This window comes from Geodermatophilus sp. SYSU D00779 (assembly GCF_054050595.1).
In genome coordinates, this window is sequence record NZ_JBJGZQ010000001.1 from 75,323 (window position 1) to 92,070 (window position 16,748).

Below are 16,748 nucleotides of genomic sequence, written 5' to 3' on the forward strand. Positions count from 1 at the left end.
TTGCGGACCACGTGCCGCCGCTGCTGTCGGTGTCCCCGAGCCCCGGACCGGGGATGTCGAGGTCGGCCGACGGGTGGCCGGCCTCGACGTCGGGATCAGGCGAGGTCGAACCGGTCGAGGTTCATGACCTTGTCCCACGCGGCCACGAAGTCACGTACGAACTCCTCGCTCGCGTCGTCGCACGCGTAGACCTCCGCGATGGCCCGGAGCTGGGAGTTCGAACCGAAGACGAGGTCGGCGGCGGTGGCGGTCCACCTGACCTCGCCAGTGGCCCGATCCCTGCCCTCGTACACGTTGTCGGCCGAGGCGGACGTCGTCCACTCCGTACCCATGTCGAGCAGGTTGACGAAGAAGTCGTTCGTCAACGTCCCGGGCCGGTCGGTGAGGACGCCGTGCGGCGATCGCCCGCGGTTGGCGTTCAGGGCCCGCATGCCGCCGACGAGAACGGTCATCTCGGGAGCGGTCAGGTCCAGCATGAACGCCCGATCCACCAGCAGGGTCTCCGGCGCCAGCTTCTCCCCGGCCCGCAGGTGGTTGCGGAACCCGTCCGCGGCCGGTTCGAGAACGGCGAAGGAATCCACGTCGGTCTGCTCCTGCGAGGCGTCCGTGCGCCCTGGCGCGAACGGCACCGTGATGTCGTGCCCGGCGTTCCTCGCCGCCTGCTCGACGGCCGCGCACCCGCCCAGGACGATCAGGTCGGCGAGCGAGACCCGTTTCCCGCCGGACTGCGCGCGGTCGAAGTCGTCCCGGATCTGCTCGAGGACCGGGAGCACCCGGGCCAGTTCGGCCGGGTCGTTGACCTCCCAGTTCCGCTGCGGCTCCAGGCGGATCCGGGCCCCGTTGGCGCCGCCGCGCTTGTCGGTGGCGCGGAAGCTCGCCGCCGCTGCCCACGCGGTGGCCACCAGCTGGGGAATGGACAGGCCCGACCCGAGGATCGTGGCCTTGAGGGCGGCGATGTCGTCGTCCCCGATCAGGTCGTGGTCGACCGGCGGGACGGGGTCCTGCCACAGCTGCGGCTCCGCGACCCAGGGGCCCAGGTAGCGCGACAGGGGTCCCATGTCCCGGTGCAGCAGCTTGTACCAGGCCTTGGCGAACGCCTCCTCGAGCTGGTCCGGGTGCTCCAGGAACCGCCGGGTGATCTCCCCGTAGACCGGGTCGACGCGCAGCGCGAGGTCCGTCGTCAGCATCATCGGCGCGTGCCGTCTCGACGGGTCGTGGGCGTCGGGGACGGTGTCCGCCCCCGCGCCGCCCGCCGGCTTCCACTGCTTGGCACCGGCAGGGCTCTCGGTCAGCTCCCACTCGTAGCCGTACAGGGTCTCGAGGAAGCTGTTGTCCCACGTGATCGGGGTGGGCGTCCACGCGCCCTCGAGCCCGCTGGTGAGGGCGTCGGGGCCCACGCCGCTGCCGAACGTGTTCCTCCAGCCGAGGCCCTGCTGCTCGATGGGGGCGGCCTCGGGCTCCGGGCCGATGTACGAGGGGTCGACCGCACCGTGGGTCTTGCCGACCGTGTGGCCGCCGACGATGAGCGCGACCGTCTCCTCGTCGTTCATGGCCATGCGGCCGAAGGTCTCCCGGATGTCCCGGGCGGCGGCCAGCGGATCGGGCCTGCCGTTGGGCCCCTCCGGGTTCACGTAGATGAGGCCCATCTGCACGGCAGCGAGCGGACCGGTGAGTTGGCGGTCGCCGCTGTAGCGCTCGTCGCCGAGCCAGGTGTCCTCGGGACCCCAGAACATCTCCTCGGGCTCCCAGACGTCCTCGCGCCCGAAGCCGAAGCCGAGCGTCCGGAAGCCCATCGACTCATAGGCGCAGTTGCCGGCGAAGACGAGCAGGTCGGCCCAGGAGATCCTGCGGCCGTACTTCTTCTTGACCGGCCAGAGCAGCCGGCGCGCCTTGTCCAGGCTCGCGTTGTCGGGCCAGCTGTTGAGGGGGGCGAAGCGCTGCGCGCCGCTCCCACCACCGCCCCGCCCATCGGCGATGCGGTACGTGCCCGCCGCGTGCCAGCTCATCCGGATGAACAGCGGCCCGTAGTGGCCGTAGTCGGCCGGCCACCACTCCTGCGACGTCGTCATCAGCTCGAAGAGGTCCCGCTTCAGCGCGTCGACGTCGAGGTGCGCGAACTCCTCCCTGTAGTCGAAGTCCTCGCCCATCGGACCGGGCGAGGGGCGGCGGAGGACCGTCAGGTCCGGCTGGTTGGGCCACCAGTCCTGGTTGGTCCTGGGCCGGTGCGGCTTCGGCGTGGGGGACGGGATCGCCGGGTTCTCGCTCTCGCTGACGCTCTCGGTCACGTTGTTCTCCCCCCTGTCTCGCTGTCTCCCTCAGATGGGTCTGTGGTCCCGACGCCGGTGGCTCCGGTCCGAGGCCGTGCTGCTCCACCGGTGCGAGGGCCGCGTGTCCGCGGTCGGTCGCCGGGACGCCGCAGGACGCGCCGCGACACCCTCAGGACACCAGGCCCGTGGACGACCCCGGCCGCTCCGACTTCGCGGCCCGCGCGGCCGGAGGCCGTCAGGCGGGGGTGCCGCCGACCGCGGCTACGACCACGACGTCCACCGCCGCCCGGTCCCGCGACGCGGCACCACCCCGCGCAGTGAGCACCGCGCCGACCGGGACGAGCTGTGCGTCAGCCCCTGGCGTACGTCTCGGCCGTCTTGCTCTCGAACTCCAACGCCACGACCGGTTCCTCACCGACGACCCAGGCGTCGTGGCCCGGCTCGAGGCGGTAGACGTCACCCGCGCTGAGGTCGGCCTCGGCGCCGTCGTCGGCAGCGACGTGGATCGTGCCCGACACGAGGAACCCCAGGTGCGCGGCCTGGCAGCTGTCCCCGCCGACCACCGGCCTGATGCACTCCGACCACCTCCACCCCGGTTGGAGGGTGTAGCGGCCCACGGTGGCGTCACCCAGGTGGACGACGCTCATGCTGGTCTTCTCCGGCGTGCGGGTCTCATCGGGGTGGTCCATGTTCTTGAACTCGATGCTGGCCATCGCCGGGTCCTCCTCTGGTGGAGACCAAGGACCTGAGTCGACCGGGCCGCGTCCCGCACAGCGACAGTCGGTCTGGATGCCCTTGCGCTGGACAGGACCGTCCGGTCCAGACAACTGTCGTCGCGCGACGCTGCAAGGTCAACGATCTCTGTCGCGACCGGGCCACCGAGCCCGTTCAGCGATCGGATCCGGAGGACGGACCCTGGGCGGGGCGGACCCGGACCAGGTTCATGGCGGTCATGGTCAGCACGACGGTGCCGTCCTGCCGCAGCAGCTCGACGTGCGTGCGCACCAGCCCCCGGTCGGGCTTCGACCGCGACGGCCGGGCCTCGGCGACCGTCGTCCGCAGGGTGAGCTCGTCGCCCGGGCGCACCGGGGCCACCCACCGCAGCTCGTCGACCCCCGGGGAGCCGAGGCTGGAGACGGGGGAGAGGTACTCGTCGGCCAGCAGGCGCATCATCAGCGCGCAGGTGTGCCAGCCGCTGGCGATGAGCCCGCCGAACGGCCCGGCCGCCGCGGCTGCGGCGTCGACGTGGAACGGCTGCGGGTCGAACCGGCGGCCGAAGTCGACGACGTCGTCCTCCTCGACCCGCAGCGGTCCGTGCTCGGCGGTCGTCCCGGGCACGTAGTCCTCGAACCAGCGCTCGCTCACCAGGTGGACCGTAGGGGGTTACGGTGCGTCCCGTGCTGCCGCCCACCGGCCCCCTCACGGGCACCCGCGTCGTCGAGCTGGCCGGTCTCGGCCCCGCCCCCTACGCCTGCCTGCTGCTGGCCGAGCTGGGCGCCGACGTCGTCCGGGTCGACCGGCCCGGCGGCGGCACGCAGCTGGTGCCCCCGGAGCGGGACGCGCTGAACCGCAGCCGCCCCTCGGTCGCCGTGGACCTCAAGAGCCCGGCCGGCCGCGACGTCGTCCTCCGGCTGGTGGAGAGCGCCGACGTGCTGGTCGAGGGGCTGCGCCCGGGCGTCACCGAGCGGCTCGGCGTCGGCCCCGACGACGCCCTCGCCCGCAACCCGCAGCTGGTCTACGCGCGGATGACCGGCTGGGGCCAGGACGGCCCGCTCGCCGATCGCGCCGGGCACGACATCAACTACCTGGGGCTCACCGGCGTCCTGCACGCCATCGGGACGGCGGAGGCGCCGGTCCCGCCGCTCAACATCGGCGCCGACTTCGGCGGCGGCGCGCTGTTCCTCGTCGTCGGCGTGCTCGCCGCCCTGCTCGAGCGGCAGACGAGCGGGCGCGGCCAGGTGGTCGACGCGGCCATGGTGGACGGCGCCAGCTCCCTGGTGACGATGGTCTACGGCCTGCTCGGCGCCGGCGCCTGGCAGGACCGCCGCGCGGCCAACCTGCTCGACGGCGCCGCCCCCTTCTACGGCACCTACGCCTGCGCCGACGGCCGGCACGTGGCGGTCGGCGCCATCGAGCCGCAGTTCCACGCCCAGCTGCTCGCGGGCCTGCGCATCGACCCCGACGCGCACGGCGGCCAGCTCGACGTCGCCCGCTGGCCGGAGCAGCGCGCGCGGATCGCCGCCGCCTTCGCCACCCGAACCCGCGACGAGTGGGCCGAGGCCTTCGCCGGCACCGACGCCTGCGTGACGCCGGTGCTCGGGCTGACCGAGGCGCCGCAGCACCCGCACCTGGCCGCCCGCGGCACCTTCGCCGACCGCGGCGGTCACCCCGAGCCGGCGCCGGCGCCGCGCTTCTCGCGCACGCCGGGCGCGGTCCGCGGGGCACCTCGTGGGCCCGGCCAGGACACCCGCACGGCGCTGCTCGCATGGGGCTTCGGCGAGGAGGAGGTGGCCGGCCTGCTGGAGGCCGGCGCCGTGGTGCAGGCGGACCGAGGGGAGCAGCGGTGAGCGACGGGGTGCGGGTGGAGCGGCGCGAGGGCGTGCTGGTCGTCACGATCGACCGGCCGGAGGCGCGCAACGCGCTCGACCGCGCAGTCGCCGAGGGCGTGGCCGCCGCGGTCGACGATCTCGACGCCGACGCGGAGCTGCGGGTCGGCGTGCTCACCGGCGCCGGGGGGACCTTCTCCGCCGGCATGGACCTCAAGGCCTTCCTGCGCGGGGAGACCCCGGCGATCGAGGGCCGCGGCCTGTGCGGCATCACGCAGACCCCGCCGCGCAAGCCGCTCGTCGCCGCCGTCGAGGGCTGGGCGCTGGCCGGCGGCTTCGAGCTGGTGCTCGCCTGCGACCTGGTGGTGGCCGCCGAGACCGCGCGCTTCGGGGTGCCCGAGGTCAAGCGCTCGCTGGTCGCCGCCGGCGGCGGCGCGCTGCTGCTGCCGGCGCGGGTGCCGCGCAACGTGGCGATGGAGATGCTGCTGACCGGCGACCCGATCGACGCCCGGCGGGCCGCGGAGGTCGGCCTGGTCAACCGGGTCACCCCCGAGGGCGGGGCGTTGGAGGGTGCCCTCGCCCTGGCCGCGACGATCGCCGCGAACGGTCCGCTGGCCCTGGCCGCCACCAAGGCGGTCGTCCTCGGCAGCGCGGACTGGACGACCGCCGAGGGCTGGCAGCGGCAGGGCGAGCTCGTCGCGCCCGTCTTCGCCAGCGAGGACGCCCGGGAGGGGGCGGCGGCCTTCGCCGAGAAGCGCCGCCCGGTCTGGCGCGGCCGCTGACCGTCCCGCCCTGGGACCCGCCACGGGCACACCCGGGCAACTACCGTTCGGTGCACGCGCCGCCGGGCGGACGAGTGACGGGACGAGGGGGAACGGTGCCGACGACTCAGCGCGACCTCGTGGTGGTCGGTGCCTCCGCCGGCGGCGTGGAGGCGCTGCGCGAGCTGCTCGGCCGGCTCCCGGGCGACCTGCCGGCCGCCGTCCTCGTCGTGCTGCACATGCCGCCGGGGTCGCGCAGCGCGCTGCCGGCGATCCTCGGCCGGGTCTGTGCGCTGCCGGTGCGTCCGGCCCGGCACGGCGACCCGCTGGAGCACGGCACCGTCAGCGTCTGCGTCCCCGACGTCCACCTGATCGTCGACGGCGACCGCATCGCGCTGTCCCGAGGACCGCGGGAGAACGGCCACCGCCCGGCCGTCGACGTCCTCTTCCGCTCGGCGGCCCGCGCGGCCGGCCCCCGGGTCGTCGGCGTGGTCCTCTCCGGCGCGCTGGACGACGGGGCCGCGGGGATGATCGCCATCCGCGCCCGCGGCGGGGTCGGCGTGGTGCAGGACCCGGACGACGCGATGTACGCCAGCATGCCGCTGCACGCGCACGAGGTCGGCGGCGCCGAGCACGTCGTCCCGGTCGCCGCGATGCCGGGGCTCCTGGCCCGGCTGCTCGAGGAGGAGGTCGACGTGGCCGAGGTGCCACCGCCCTCGGAGCTGATGGAGACGGAGGCCGCGATGGCCGAGCTCGACGGCGATGCCTACGACTCCGCGGACCGGCCCGGTGTGGCGTCCGGCTTCGGGTGCCCGACCTGCCACGGTGCGCTGTTCACGATCACCGAGGGGCCGATGGAGCGCTACCGCTGCCGGGTGGGCCACGCGTGGTCCCCCGAGGCCCTCGCCGAGGAGCAGAGCCAGGCCCTGGAGGGTGCCCTCTGGATGGCGTTGCGCGGCCTGGAGGAGCGCGCGGCGCTGAGCCTGCACATGGGCCGGCGGGCCGAGGAGCGCGGGCACCGGCACAGCGCCCAGCGGTTCCGCGTCCGCCACGACGAGGCCCGGGACGCGGCCGCGCTGCTGCGCGAGCTGCTGCACCGCGGCGAGCTGGGCGGCTCGGCGCTGCCGAACGCGGTCGAGGAGGGCTGAGCCGGTGGAGGGGCAGGACCGGCAGGAGGACGACGCGGCGCTCGAGGACGCCGACGAGGAGACGACCGGGACGGCGACCGGCCCGGACCCCGACCTCGAGGGACTGCTGGTCTACCTGCGCGAGCGCCGCGGCTTCGACTTCACCGGGTACAAGCGGCCCAGCCTGAGCCGGCGGATCCGGCGGCGGATGGCCGAGGTCGGGGTGGCCTCGTTCGGCGAGTACCAGGACTTCCTCGAGGTCCACCCCGACGAGTTCACGCCGCTGTTCAACACGATCCTGATCAACGTCACCAGCTTCTTCCGCGACACCGCGGCCTGGGACCACCTGCGCGAGGCGCTGCTGCCGGGCCTGCTCGCCGCCGCCGGGCCGGTCGTCCGGGTGTGGAGCGCCGGCTGCGCGTCGGGACAGGAGGCCTACAGCCTGGCCATCCTGCTGGCCGACGCCCTCGGCCCCGACGAGTTCCGCGAGCGGGTCAAGATCTACGCCACGGACGTCGACGAGGAGGCGCTGTCGCACGCCCGGCAGGCCGTCTACACCGAGCGGGAGATGGCCGGGCTGAGCCCCGCGCAGGTGAAGGAGTACTTCACGCCGGAGAACGGCCGGTTCGCCTTCCGCAAGGACCTCCGCCGGTCGGTGATCTTCGGCCGCAACGACCTGGTGCAGGACGCGCCGATCTCGCACATCGACCTGCTGCTGTGCCGCAACACCCTCATGTACTTCACCGCCGAGACCCAGACGCGCATCCTCGGCCGGCTGCACTACGCGCTCAACCCGACCGGCCTGCTGTTCCTCGGCAAGGCCGAGATGCTGCTCTCGCACAACCGGCTCTTCGCGCCCGTCGACCTCACCCGCCGGTTCTTCCGCAAGCGCGACAGCGTCCCCGCCGCCGACCGGCGCACCGCCGTCCCGCCGGTGCGCACCGTCCCCGCCGAGGCCGACGAGGACCTCGACCGGCTGCGTCGCGAGGCGCTGCTGTCCGGGCCGGCCGCCCAGCTGGCGATCGACGGCGAGGGCCGGCTGGCCGTGGTCAACCACCAGGCCGAGCGGCTGTTCGGGGTCGAGCAGCGCGACGTCGGCCGGCCGTTCCAGGACCTCGAGGTCTCCTACCGCCCGGTGGAGCTGCGCGGGGCCATGGCCGAGGCCGCGCAGGCCCGCCGCCCGCTGTGGGTGCGCGGGGTCGAGCGCCGCCGGGCCGGCCAGGAACCGCAGCTGTTCGACGTCCAGGTGGTGCCGCTCTTCCGCGAGGACGGCGACCTGCTGGGCACGACGGTCGTCTTCGAGGACGTCACCCACTACCGGCGGCTGCAGCGGGAGCTGGAGTTCGCCAACCGCCAGCTGGAGACGGCCTACGAGGAGCTCCAGTCGGCCAACGAGGAGCTGGAGACCACCAACGAGGAGCTGCAGTCCACGGTCGAGGAGCTGGAGACCACGAACGAGGAGCTCCAGTCGACCAACGAGGAACTGGAGACGATGAACGAGGAGCTCCAGTCGATGAACGACGAGCTCCACGCCGCCAACGAGGAGCTGCGCGCCACCACCGACGAGGTCGGCGCGGTGAACCACTTCATGAGCGGCGTGCTCAGCAGCTTCCGTGCCGGGGTGGCCGTGGTGGACGCCGACCTGCGGGTGCTGGTGTGGAACACCGCCGCCGAGGACCTGTGGGGCCTGCGCCAGGAGGAGGTGCGGGGCCGGCACGTGCTCGACCTGGACGTGGGCCTGCCGATGACCCGCCTGCACCCGCTGCTGCGGCGGCAGGTCGCGGCGTCCGGCGACGACGTGGACGGCGACACCCTGGAGCTCGACGCGGTCAACCGGCGCGGCCGGCCGGTGCGGGTGCGCGTCACCGTGACCGCCTTCTCCGAGGTGCCGGGCGAGCGGGCGGGTGCCGTCGTCCTCATGGACCCGATCGCATAGAGGACCCCCCTTTCCCCACGCCTCGCAGGCTCGGCGCGGGCCTCGGGACGGGGTCGGCGGTGCCCCGGACGGGGCCACGCCCGGGACGGGGCCGCCGGGCGTCACCTGCGGGCGGCGTCGATCACCTCGGCCGCGTGGCCGTCGACGACCAGCAGGGCGAGGTCGCGCAGCTTGACGTTGAGCCGGTTGCTCAGCGCGACCAGCCGGGTGAAGGCCTCGTCGGCGTCGACCCCGAGGAGGGCCATGAGCACGCCCTTGGCCTGGTCGATGGTCGCCCGGGAGGTCAACGCCTTCTCCAGGTTCGCCGCCAGGTCCCGCAGCGACTCGCGCTCGGCCACCGTCTGCAGCACCCCGCCGACCGCGGCGGTCACCAGCTCGGCGATGCGCCGCTTGTCCGCCGCGAAGGCGCCGGCCTCCGCGGCGTAGACGTTCACCACGCCGACCGGCTCCCCGCCCTCGCGCAACGGCAGGGCGAGGACGCTGCGCACCGGGCTGTCCCCGAGCAGCGGGCGCAGCCGCGGCCACCGGTCGTCGGAGGGGAGGTCGTCGACGGTCACCACGACACCGGTGGCGTGGGCGTGCCAGCACGGGCCCTCCCCGGCCTGCAGCTGCCAGCCGTCCAGCTCCTGGGCCACGGCGGAGTCGCTGCCGAGCTGCTGGGGGTCCAGGGGCGAGCCCAGGGTGATGCTGACCGTGGTGGACGCCGGGACGGCGCTCTGCACCAGCACCGCCATGCGGGACAGCAGCCGCTGCCGGTCCTCGTTGCCGAGGGGCAGCGCGGCGAGCTCGGCGAGGGCGGTGGCCAGCCCGAGGGTGTCGGCCGACCCGTGCCCCGAGTCGGGCGGTCGCGCGGCGGACCCGTCCGCGCCCTCGGGAGGGGACAGGAGCACCCACTGCAGCCGGGTCTCGGCGTTCTGCCCGGCCGCGGCGTCCGGGAAGCCGAACAGCTCCGCGCGCGTGGCGGCCGGCCCGCGACCGGTCAGGGTGATCCGCAGCCGCTGCTGATCGGCCGCGCCGGTCGCCAGGGCACGGACGGCCGAGCGGAAGGGCGGCACGTCCTCGGGCTGCAGGTAGACGCTCAGCGGCTTGCCGGCCAGCCGGGGCAGCGGCACCCGCAGGAGCGCGGCCAGCGCCGGGTTGGCGTCCACGAGCTTCCCCGCGCCGTCGGTCTGCGCGAGCGCCACCGGCACCAGGCCGGAGAGCTGGCTGCGCCAGCGGCGCTCCGCCTCGTACCGGCTCAGCAGCGCCTCGATCTGCTCCTGCTGGACCCGCACCTCCTCCTCGGCGACCTTGAGCTCCTCGTGGGCCACCTCGAGGTCGGCGAGCACGTCGAGCGCAGCGGCCGGCGGCATCGGCCGCGTGGCCCCGCCGGACTCGGCCGGGTCGGGGGAGTCGTTCGACACGGGATCCTCCTCAGGGCCGGGGCGCGGGCGCGTCCCCGGGAGGCACCGCGCCGCGCCGCGCGTCGACGGCCGCGGCGGCGCGGTCGGCGACCGCCTCGCGGCGGTGCTCGGCCGCCCGGCGGCGGTGCTCGTCGGAGGCCCCGACGCCGCGCTCGGCCGCCCGGTCGTGGGCCTCGGCAGCGGCCTCGTGGCTCTGCGCCGCCCGCTCGTGGCCCGTGATCGCCCGCTCCAGGGCGACCCGGGCGTGGTCGGTCGCCTCGGCGGCCCGTTGCTGGGCCTGCCGCGCGTCGTCGGGCCCGGAGCTGGCGGACCCGGTCATCGCGCGGCGCCGCTCGGCCAGTTCGCGAGCGCGCTGCCCGGCCTCGGCGGCACGGGCTGCGGCGCGGCGGCCGGGGTCGTTCTCGTCCACCCCACGATCGTCCTCCGCGGCGCAAGGCCCCGCCCGGTCATCGGGGCGTGTCCACGGCCGCGAGCTGCGCAACCGCCCGGTGTGGCACCCTGGCGTGTCGGCGCGGGACGGGATCAGCCAGGATGGTGGGGCACAGGGGGAAGGAGGGCCACCGTGGGCAAGCACCGGGCACCTGACGCGGACCCCACCGACTTCGACGCGGCCACCAGCGCGCTCGTCGACGTCACCGGGGACTACGAGGTCGACGTCGCGCACACCCGGATCGGCATCCGGGCCCGGCACGCCATGGTGACCACCGTGCGGGGGTCGTTCGGCGACTTCGCCGGGAGGGCGCACCTCGACGTCGCCGACCCGGCGGCCAGCTCCGTGTCGCTGCGCATCCGGACGGCGAGCATCGACACCGGTCAGGCCGACCGCGACGCGCACCTGCGATCCGCGGACTTCCTCGACGTGGAGACGTACCCCGAGATCGTGTTCGTCTCCACCGACGTGGAGCAGGTCGACGAGGAGACCTACACGGTCACCGGTGACCTCACCATCCGGGACACCACCCGGCCGGTGTCGGTGGACTTCTCGCTGACCGGCTCGGCGAAGGACCCGTTCGGCAACACGCGGGTCGGCTTCGAGGGCGCGCTGGCGATCAAGCGCAGCGACTGGGGCCTGACCTGGAACACCCCGCTGGACACCGGCGGCGTGCTGGTCAGCGACCGCATCCAGATCGAGTTCGACGTCTCCGCCGTCCGCATCTCCTGAGGACGAGGACCCGTCCTCCCCACCCCTCGCCGGCTCAGGGCGGTGCCCTGGACGGGGCCACTCAGCGGGGGGGCATCATCGAGCCCTCGGCCAGGTAGCGGGTGTGCCAGCTCAGGGCCTCGGCCAGCAGGTGCGGGGTGTGCCGGCCGGGTGACTCGCGCAGCGCCCGCTCGTAGTAGTCGCGCAGCAGGGGTCGGTAGTCCGGGTGGGCGCAGCGCTCGATGAGCAGCTCCGCCCGCCGCCGCGGCGGCAGCCCGCGCAGGTCGGCCAGCCCCTGCTCGGTGACGATGACGGCGACGTCGTGCTCGGTGTGGTCGACGTGGCTGACCATCGGCACGATCGTCGAGATCGCGCCGCCCTTGGCCGTCGACGGGGTGGTGAAGAAGGAGATGTAGGCGTTGCGGGCGAAGTCGCCCGAGCCGCCGATGCCGTTCTGGATGCGGCTGCCCATGACGTGGGTGGAGTTGACGTTGCCGTAGACGTCGGCCTCGATCAGCCCGTTCATCGCCAGCACGCCCAGCCGGCGGATGACCTCCGGGTGGTTGCTGATCTCCTGCGGCCGCAGCAGGATCCGCTCCCGCAGGGTCCGCGCCTCGGCGTCGAAGCGGGCCATGCCCTCCTGGCTCAGCGAGAACGCGGTCGCCGACGCGGACACCATCCGGCCGGTGCTCAGCAGGTCGAGCATGCCGTCCTGGATGACCTCGGTGTAGGCGGTCAGCCCCTCGAAGGACGACGACCCGAGCCCGGCGAGGACGGCGTTGGCGACGTTGCCCACGCCGGACTGCAGCGGCAGCAGCTCGCGCGGGACCCGGCCCCGGGCGACCTCGTGCTCGAGGAACTCGACGACGTGCCCGGCGATGGCCCGCGAGGCGTCGTCCGGTGCGGCGAAGCCGCTGTTGCGGTCGGGGGAATCGGTCTCGACGACGGCGACGACCTTGTCCTCGGGGCAGCGCAGGTACGGCACGCCGATCCGCTCGTCCGGGCGGGTCAGCTGGATCGGCCGCCGGGCCGGCGGCAGCGCGGTGCCGTAGTAGACGTCGTGCATCCCGTCGAGCGCGGGGCTCTGCCAGGAGTTGACCTCGAGGACCACCCGGTCGGCCCGGTCCAGCCAGGTCTTGTTGTTGCCCACCGACGAGGACGGCACCAGGTCGCCGTCGGCGGTGATCCCGCTGACCTCCACGACCGCGACGTCGAGCGGCCCGAGGAACCCCTCCCACGCCATCTGCGCCACGTGCGACAGGTGGACGTCGATGTACTCCATGAGGCCGCGGTTGATCTTGTCGCGGCTGACCGGGTCGGACTGGTAGGGCAGCCGCAGCTCGATGCCGTCGGCGGCGGCCAGCGCGCCGTCGAGCTCGGGGGCCGTGGAGGCGCCGGTCCAGACGTTGACCCGGAAGGGGTCCCCGGTGGCGTGGACGTCGGAGATCCGCCGGGCGAGGGCCTGGGGGACGGCCTTCGGGTAGCCGGCGCCGGTGAAGCCGCTCATCCCGACGGTGTCGCCGTGCCGGATGTGCCCGGCGGCCTCCTCGGCCGGGACGACCTTCCGCGCCAGCCCGGGGTGGTGGATCCGTCCTGAGCCCGCCATGCGGTCACGCTACGCGGACCGCGCCGATCCGGTGGGCCAGAACGCCAGCAGCGTGCGGACGGCGGTGACCAGGGCCAGGGGCTGGTCGAGCATGGGGTGGTGGCCGGCCTCGGGCAGGTCCACCACGGGCAGCCCGCCGGGCACCAGGGCCACCATCTCGGCGGCCATGTCCGGGGTCACCAGGCCGTGCTCGCAGCGGAAGAGCGCGGCCGGCGCCGCCAGCCGGGGCAGCAGCTGGCGCACCAGCGGGCGGTTGCCGGAGAAGGCCGGGTCGAACTTCCAGGCCCACCCGCCCTCGACCGGCCGCAGCGAGCCGCGGGCCACGTGCTCGCGGACGTGCGGCAGGTAGACCTCCTGCGGCGGCAGGGTGCGGAACCGCGCCACCGCCGTCTCGAGGTCGGCGTGCACGCGCTGCCCCAGCGGCTGCGCGCGCACCCGCTGCTCCTCGGGCGGCCGGCGGTCCAGCGGCGAGTCGATGACGGCGACGCCGGCGACGTCGTCCCCGTGCTCGACGCCGACGGTCAGCGCCACCCAGCCGCCCATGCTGTGCCCGAGCACCACCGGGCGGGCGAGGCCCTCGGCGGCCGCGACGGCGAGCACCTCGCGGGCCCACTGCCCGGTCCCGTAGACCTCCCGCCGGCCGCTGTCGCCGTGGCCGCTCAGGTCGAGGGCGACCACGCGGTGCGTGCCGAGCAGCGGGGCGACGTGGTCCCACCACCCGGAGTGCGCCGCGCCGCCGTGCACCAGGACGAGCCCGGGCCGGCCCGGCTCGCCCCACGCGCGGTAGTGGACCCGCGCGCCGTCGACGACGACGTCCCGGTGCTCGGGGGCGCTGGCCAGCGCGCGGGCGAACCAGGCGGGGACGGCCTCGCGGCTCTCCGGGGCTCCGGGGCGGGACATCGGGGGCAGCTCCTCGGGTCCGGGGCCCCGGACGTCGGGAGCCGCGGCGGACGCTACGCAGCGCCGTCCGACGGCCTGCCGGGGCCTGGGGTGACCGGGCTCCCGGCAGACCCGTCCCGGGCGGGTCCTTCACCAGTCGACGCCGGCGCGCTCGGTGCCGGTGCGCACCAGCAGCCGCCCCTCGACGCGGTAGGTGTTCATCACCGTGAGCCGCGGCGTGTAGACGTGCACGCTCACCGCCGCCTCGGCGCCGGAGTTGGTCACCCGGTGCACGTGGTGGGGGCCGAAGTGGCGCACCCGGCCCGCGGTGAGCTCGGCGGCGCCCGCCCCGGCGCCCACCTCCTCGGACAGCGTGCCGCGGACGACGGCGAGGGCACCGGCGGAGCCGCCGTGGTCGTGCAGACCGGTGCCCTGGCCGGGCAGCCAGGACAGCAGCCAGACCTGGGCGCGGGCCAGGTCCTCGTGCAGGGACGGGTCGAGGACGTCGGCGGCGGCGACGTGGGGGAGCGGTGCGCTCCACCGGCTCTCGGCGCGGTACTCGACCAGCGGCAGCCAGCGGTCGGCCGCGACGGCCAGGGCCGCGGCGAGCGCGGCGGAGCCGGTGCGGGAGTCGGCCGGGCGGGCCGGGCGCAGGTGGGCAGGGGGCAGCAGGGATCGGGACACGACGGGTCTCCTCGGGGAGGTCGGGGCCGGTCGCGCGGGTCGGCGGCCGGGAGGGGAGGGGCGCCGTCAGCGACAGGCGGCGGACCAGACCCGGCCGAGGTCGACGTGCACGCGCCGGACCAGCCGCAATGAGGCGGTGGACGCGGTCGGGGCGGCGGGCACGGACCAATCCCTACCACCTCGATCGGGTTTGACGGGAATCGAGGCGGCGTGTCACGCTCCCGGCGGGTCACGAGCGCCAGCGACGAGCCCCGGCTCGCTGGCCGGCAACCCTCCTCCGCGACGGGGTGCCCCGGGTGACGACCTGGCGGGTGCCGACCGGCACCCGCAAGCGCGGGCCCCGCACGCCGGGCCCCGGATGCGAGGAGCGCTGCGTGCCGCGGTCAGGCGTCGAGCAGCACCGTGCGCAGCTCGTGTGCGCCGTCGGGCCGGGTGGCCTCGTAGAACCACCGCGCACCGCCCCCGGGCAGCGCCACCACGTCGGCGTAGCGCAGCCCGTGCGGCGGGTACGGGCTCTGCAGCAGCGGGCCGGCCACCGCCGCGGTGAACCGGCCGTCGCCACCGGCCTCCGCGAGCCCGGTGCGCTCCTCCCAGTTCTCGCCGGCCGTGGCGCGCCCGTCGTAGAGGGCCCAGGTCCGGTCGCCGTCCAGCACCACGGTCGCGAACCGCACCCCGCGGGCGTCCCAGCTGCCCGGGGTGCCGGCCAGGGCGGTACCCCGCCAGGTCCAGTCGACGCCGTCGGGGCTGGTGGCGTGCTCCGTGGTCATCCGGTCGGTGGCGTCCGGGTCGTCGAGCGGGTGCACCGAGGCCCACAGGTGCCACTGCCGCCCGTCGTGCCGGACGACCGGGTCCTTGACCGCCTCGCGGTCGGTGCCCGGCAGCACGGTCCGCGGCTCGGCCGTCGCCAGCCCCTCGACGTCGTCGGCCTCGAGCAGGTCGACCCGCCAGTGCTTGGTGCCCGGGGTCGCGCAGCTGACGTAGAGCCGCCAGCGGCCCTCGGGGGTGTGCACGAGGGCCGGGCGCTCGAGCGACTCGGCGCCGAAGCGCTCCTTGCCGACCGCTACCACCGGGGTGAACCGCACGCCGTCGTCGGACCGCGACACCACGTTGGCGAACCCGCGGCCCTCGCCGACCGGCCGGCGCAGCCGGGCGGCCAGCCACCACGTCCCGTCGACCAGCTGGGCCGAGGGGCCGCCGGCCCAGGAGCCCGGCCGCGGGTCCTCCGGCTCCAGCACCACCTCGGCGTCGGCCCAGAACCGGTCGGGGGCCGGCGGGCGCACGAGGGACGTCGGGGCGGGGTGGCTGGGCACGCGGCAGCTCCGGGGTCGACCGAGGGGGACGCCGCCCAGTGTGCATCCGACCGCGACCCGACCAGGAGGACCTCCCCGTGACCGGACGCCTGCCGCAGTTCGTCATCGCCGGCGCCCCCAAGGCCGGGACGACGGCGCTGCACGCCGCCCTGGCCACCCACCCCGGCCTGTACCTCTCGCCGGTCAAGGAGCCGAAGTACTACCTGACCGACGGCCGGCCGCCGCCGCGGTCGCAGCAGCGCGGCCCCGGCGACGCGCACAGCGCCCGGGAGTGGATCTGGCGGCGCGCGGACTACCTCGCCCTGTTCGCCGCCGCGCCCGAGACGGCGATCCGCGGCGAGAGCACGCCGTTCTACCTGTACGACCGCGCGGCGCAGGCCCGGCTGGCCGCCGACGTCCCGGACGTCAGGGTCGTCGCCGTCGTCCGGGACCCGGTGGACCGGGCGTGGTCGAACTGGGTGCACCTGCGCGCCGACGGGTTGGAGCCCGAGGCCGACTTCCTGACCGCGGTGCGGCGGGAGGAGCGGCGGGTCGCCGGCGGGTGGGCGCCGTTCTGGCACTACCGGGGCCTGGGCCGCTACGGGGAGCAGCTGCGCGACCTGCACCGGCACCTGCCCCGGGAGCAGGTGCTGCTGCTGCGCTACCGGCAGGTGGTCGACAGCCCGCGGGAGACCCTCGACCGGGTCAGCGCCTTCCTGGGGGTGGCGCCCGGCGTCGCGCACGCCGTCCCGCCGGAGAACGTCAAGCCGTACGTCGCGGACACCGCCCGGTACCGCGCGCTGTCCCGGGCCGTCCGCGTCGGCGCGGCACTGGGCGCGTACGCCCCACCGCAGGTGTGGCGCCAGGCCAGCCGCCCGCTGGTCGCGGCCCTGCACGCCGGGCGGGCTCCGCGCCCGCCGATGCCGGTCGGGGTCCGCCGCGAGGTGCTCGAGCCGCTGCTGCCCGACATCGAGCTGCTCGAGGAGCTGACCGGCGAGTCCTTCGCCGACTGGAAGGGGGACACCGGACGCGGCGACTTCCGCTCGCGAGCCGCCCGCAGCACGCCGTCCTGACCGGCGCCCTGGACGGATAGCTGCAACCATGGTTGC

At 75.3% G+C, this 16,748-nt stretch carries 15 protein-coding genes and 1 riboswitch; of the genes, 6 read left to right on the forward strand and 9 right to left on the reverse strand.

Translation table 11 applies throughout. From position 1 onward, the window contains the following. Positions 1-95 precede the first annotated feature (95 nt). The 3 genes from katG to ACI79G_RS00360 form a co-directional block, all read right to left on the reverse strand. Positions 96-2,285: a catalase/peroxidase HPI gene (katG, locus tag ACI79G_RS00350; RefSeq protein WP_456878683.1), complete on the reverse strand. Its 2,190-nt coding sequence runs from the start codon at positions 2,283-2,285 to the stop codon at positions 96-98. A 332-nt stretch (positions 2,286-2,617) separates the two neighbouring features. Continuing rightward, positions 2,618-2,980: a cupin domain-containing protein gene (locus ACI79G_RS00355; protein ID WP_456878684.1), complete on the reverse strand. Its 363-nt coding sequence runs from the start codon at positions 2,978-2,980 to the stop codon at positions 2,618-2,620. Positions 2,981-3,155: 175 nt separating this feature from the next. After that, on the reverse strand, positions 3,156-3,632 hold the full coding sequence (locus ACI79G_RS00360; protein WP_456878686.1) for a MaoC family dehydratase: 477 nt from the start codon (positions 3,630-3,632) through the stop codon (positions 3,156-3,158). A gap of 32 nt (positions 3,633-3,664) precedes the next feature. On the opposite strand from ACI79G_RS00360, the gene ACI79G_RS00365 reads away from it, so the two are divergent. The 4 genes from ACI79G_RS00365 (at position 3,665) to ACI79G_RS00380 (ending at position 8,637) form a co-directional block, all read left to right on the forward strand. Further along, complete coding sequence (locus tag ACI79G_RS00365) at positions 3,665-4,834, forward strand: CaiB/BaiF CoA transferase family protein (protein WP_456878688.1); 1,170 nt, start codon at positions 3,665-3,667, stop codon at positions 4,832-4,834. Continuing rightward, entirely contained in the window at positions 4,831-5,595 is a 765-nt protein-coding gene (locus ACI79G_RS00370) for a crotonase/enoyl-CoA hydratase family protein (protein WP_456878690.1), read from the forward strand. The genes ACI79G_RS00365 and ACI79G_RS00370 overlap by 4 nt, the downstream gene beginning before the upstream one ends. Before the next feature lie 95 nt (positions 5,596-5,690). Then, positions 5,691-6,722: a chemotaxis protein CheB gene (locus tag ACI79G_RS00375; protein WP_456878692.1), complete on the forward strand. Its 1,032-nt coding sequence runs from the start codon at positions 5,691-5,693 to the stop codon at positions 6,720-6,722. Between the two features lie 4 nt (positions 6,723-6,726). After that, on the forward strand, positions 6,727-8,637 hold the full coding sequence (locus ACI79G_RS00380; protein WP_456878693.1) for a CheR family methyltransferase: 1,911 nt from the start codon (positions 6,727-6,729) through the stop codon (positions 8,635-8,637). Between the two features lie 101 nt (positions 8,638-8,738). On the opposite strand, the gene ACI79G_RS00385 is transcribed toward ACI79G_RS00380, so the two are convergent. Both ACI79G_RS00385 and ACI79G_RS00390 read right to left on the reverse strand, forming a co-directional pair. Continuing rightward, complete coding sequence (locus ACI79G_RS00385; RefSeq protein WP_456878694.1) at positions 8,739-10,040, reverse strand: ANTAR domain-containing protein; 1,302 nt, start codon at positions 10,038-10,040, stop codon at positions 8,739-8,741. Between the two features lie 10 nt (positions 10,041-10,050). Further along, entirely contained in the window at positions 10,051-10,449 is a 399-nt protein-coding gene (locus ACI79G_RS00390; protein WP_456878696.1) for a hypothetical protein, read from the reverse strand. A 153-nt stretch (positions 10,450-10,602) separates the two neighbouring features. Here ACI79G_RS00390 and ACI79G_RS00395 point away from each other — a divergent pair, with 153 nt between their 5' ends. After that, positions 10,603-11,202: a YceI family protein gene (locus tag ACI79G_RS00395; RefSeq protein ID WP_456878698.1), complete on the forward strand. Its 600-nt coding sequence runs from the start codon at positions 10,603-10,605 to the stop codon at positions 11,200-11,202. Between the two features lie 61 nt (positions 11,203-11,263). On the opposite strand, the gene ACI79G_RS00400 is transcribed toward ACI79G_RS00395, so the two are convergent. The 4 genes from ACI79G_RS00400 to ACI79G_RS00415 all read right to left on the reverse strand — a co-directional run bounded on the left by ACI79G_RS00400 (position 11,264) and on the right by ACI79G_RS00415 (position 15,660). Then, positions 11,264-12,787 (reverse strand): acetyl-CoA hydrolase/transferase family protein, encoded by a 1,524-nt coding sequence (locus ACI79G_RS00400; RefSeq protein ID WP_456878700.1) that lies wholly within the window; start codon positions 12,785-12,787, stop codon positions 11,264-11,266. Between the two features lie 9 nt (positions 12,788-12,796). Beyond that, entirely contained in the window at positions 12,797-13,687 is an 891-nt protein-coding gene (locus ACI79G_RS00405) for an alpha/beta fold hydrolase (RefSeq protein WP_456878702.1), read from the reverse strand. A 129-nt stretch (positions 13,688-13,816) separates the two neighbouring features. Then, the gene (locus ACI79G_RS00410) at positions 13,817-14,350 is read right to left on the reverse strand and encodes a cysteine dioxygenase (RefSeq protein WP_456878704.1); all 534 of its coding nucleotides are present in this window, start codon (positions 14,348-14,350) and stop codon (positions 13,817-13,819) included. A gap of 227 nt (positions 14,351-14,577) precedes the next feature. Beyond that, a riboswitch (SAM riboswitch) is annotated at positions 14,578-14,690 on the forward strand. A 43-nt stretch (positions 14,691-14,733) separates the two neighbouring features. Then, positions 14,734-15,660: a hypothetical protein gene (locus ACI79G_RS00415; protein WP_456878706.1), complete on the reverse strand. Its 927-nt coding sequence runs from the start codon at positions 15,658-15,660 to the stop codon at positions 14,734-14,736. Between the two features lie 77 nt (positions 15,661-15,737). On the opposite strand from ACI79G_RS00415, the gene ACI79G_RS00420 reads away from it, so the two are divergent. Further along, a complete protein-coding gene (locus tag ACI79G_RS00420; protein ID WP_456878708.1) occupies positions 15,738-16,712 on the forward strand; it encodes a sulfotransferase in 975 nt (324 codons plus the stop codon). Positions 16,713-16,748: the final 36 nt, after the last annotated feature.

Coding starts and splice junctions, on each gene's coding strand:
- ACI79G_RS00355 (WP_456878684.1), bottom strand. CDS start 2,980: ATGGCCAGCATCGAGTTCAAGAACATGGACCACCCCGATGAGACCCGC.
- ACI79G_RS00400 (WP_456878700.1), bottom strand. CDS start 12,787: ATGGCGGGCTCAGGACGGATCCACCACCCCGGGCTGGCGCGGAAGGTC.
- ACI79G_RS00405 (WP_456878702.1), bottom strand. CDS start 13,687: ATGTCCCGCCCCGGAGCCCCGGAGAGCCGCGAGGCCGTCCCCGCCTGG.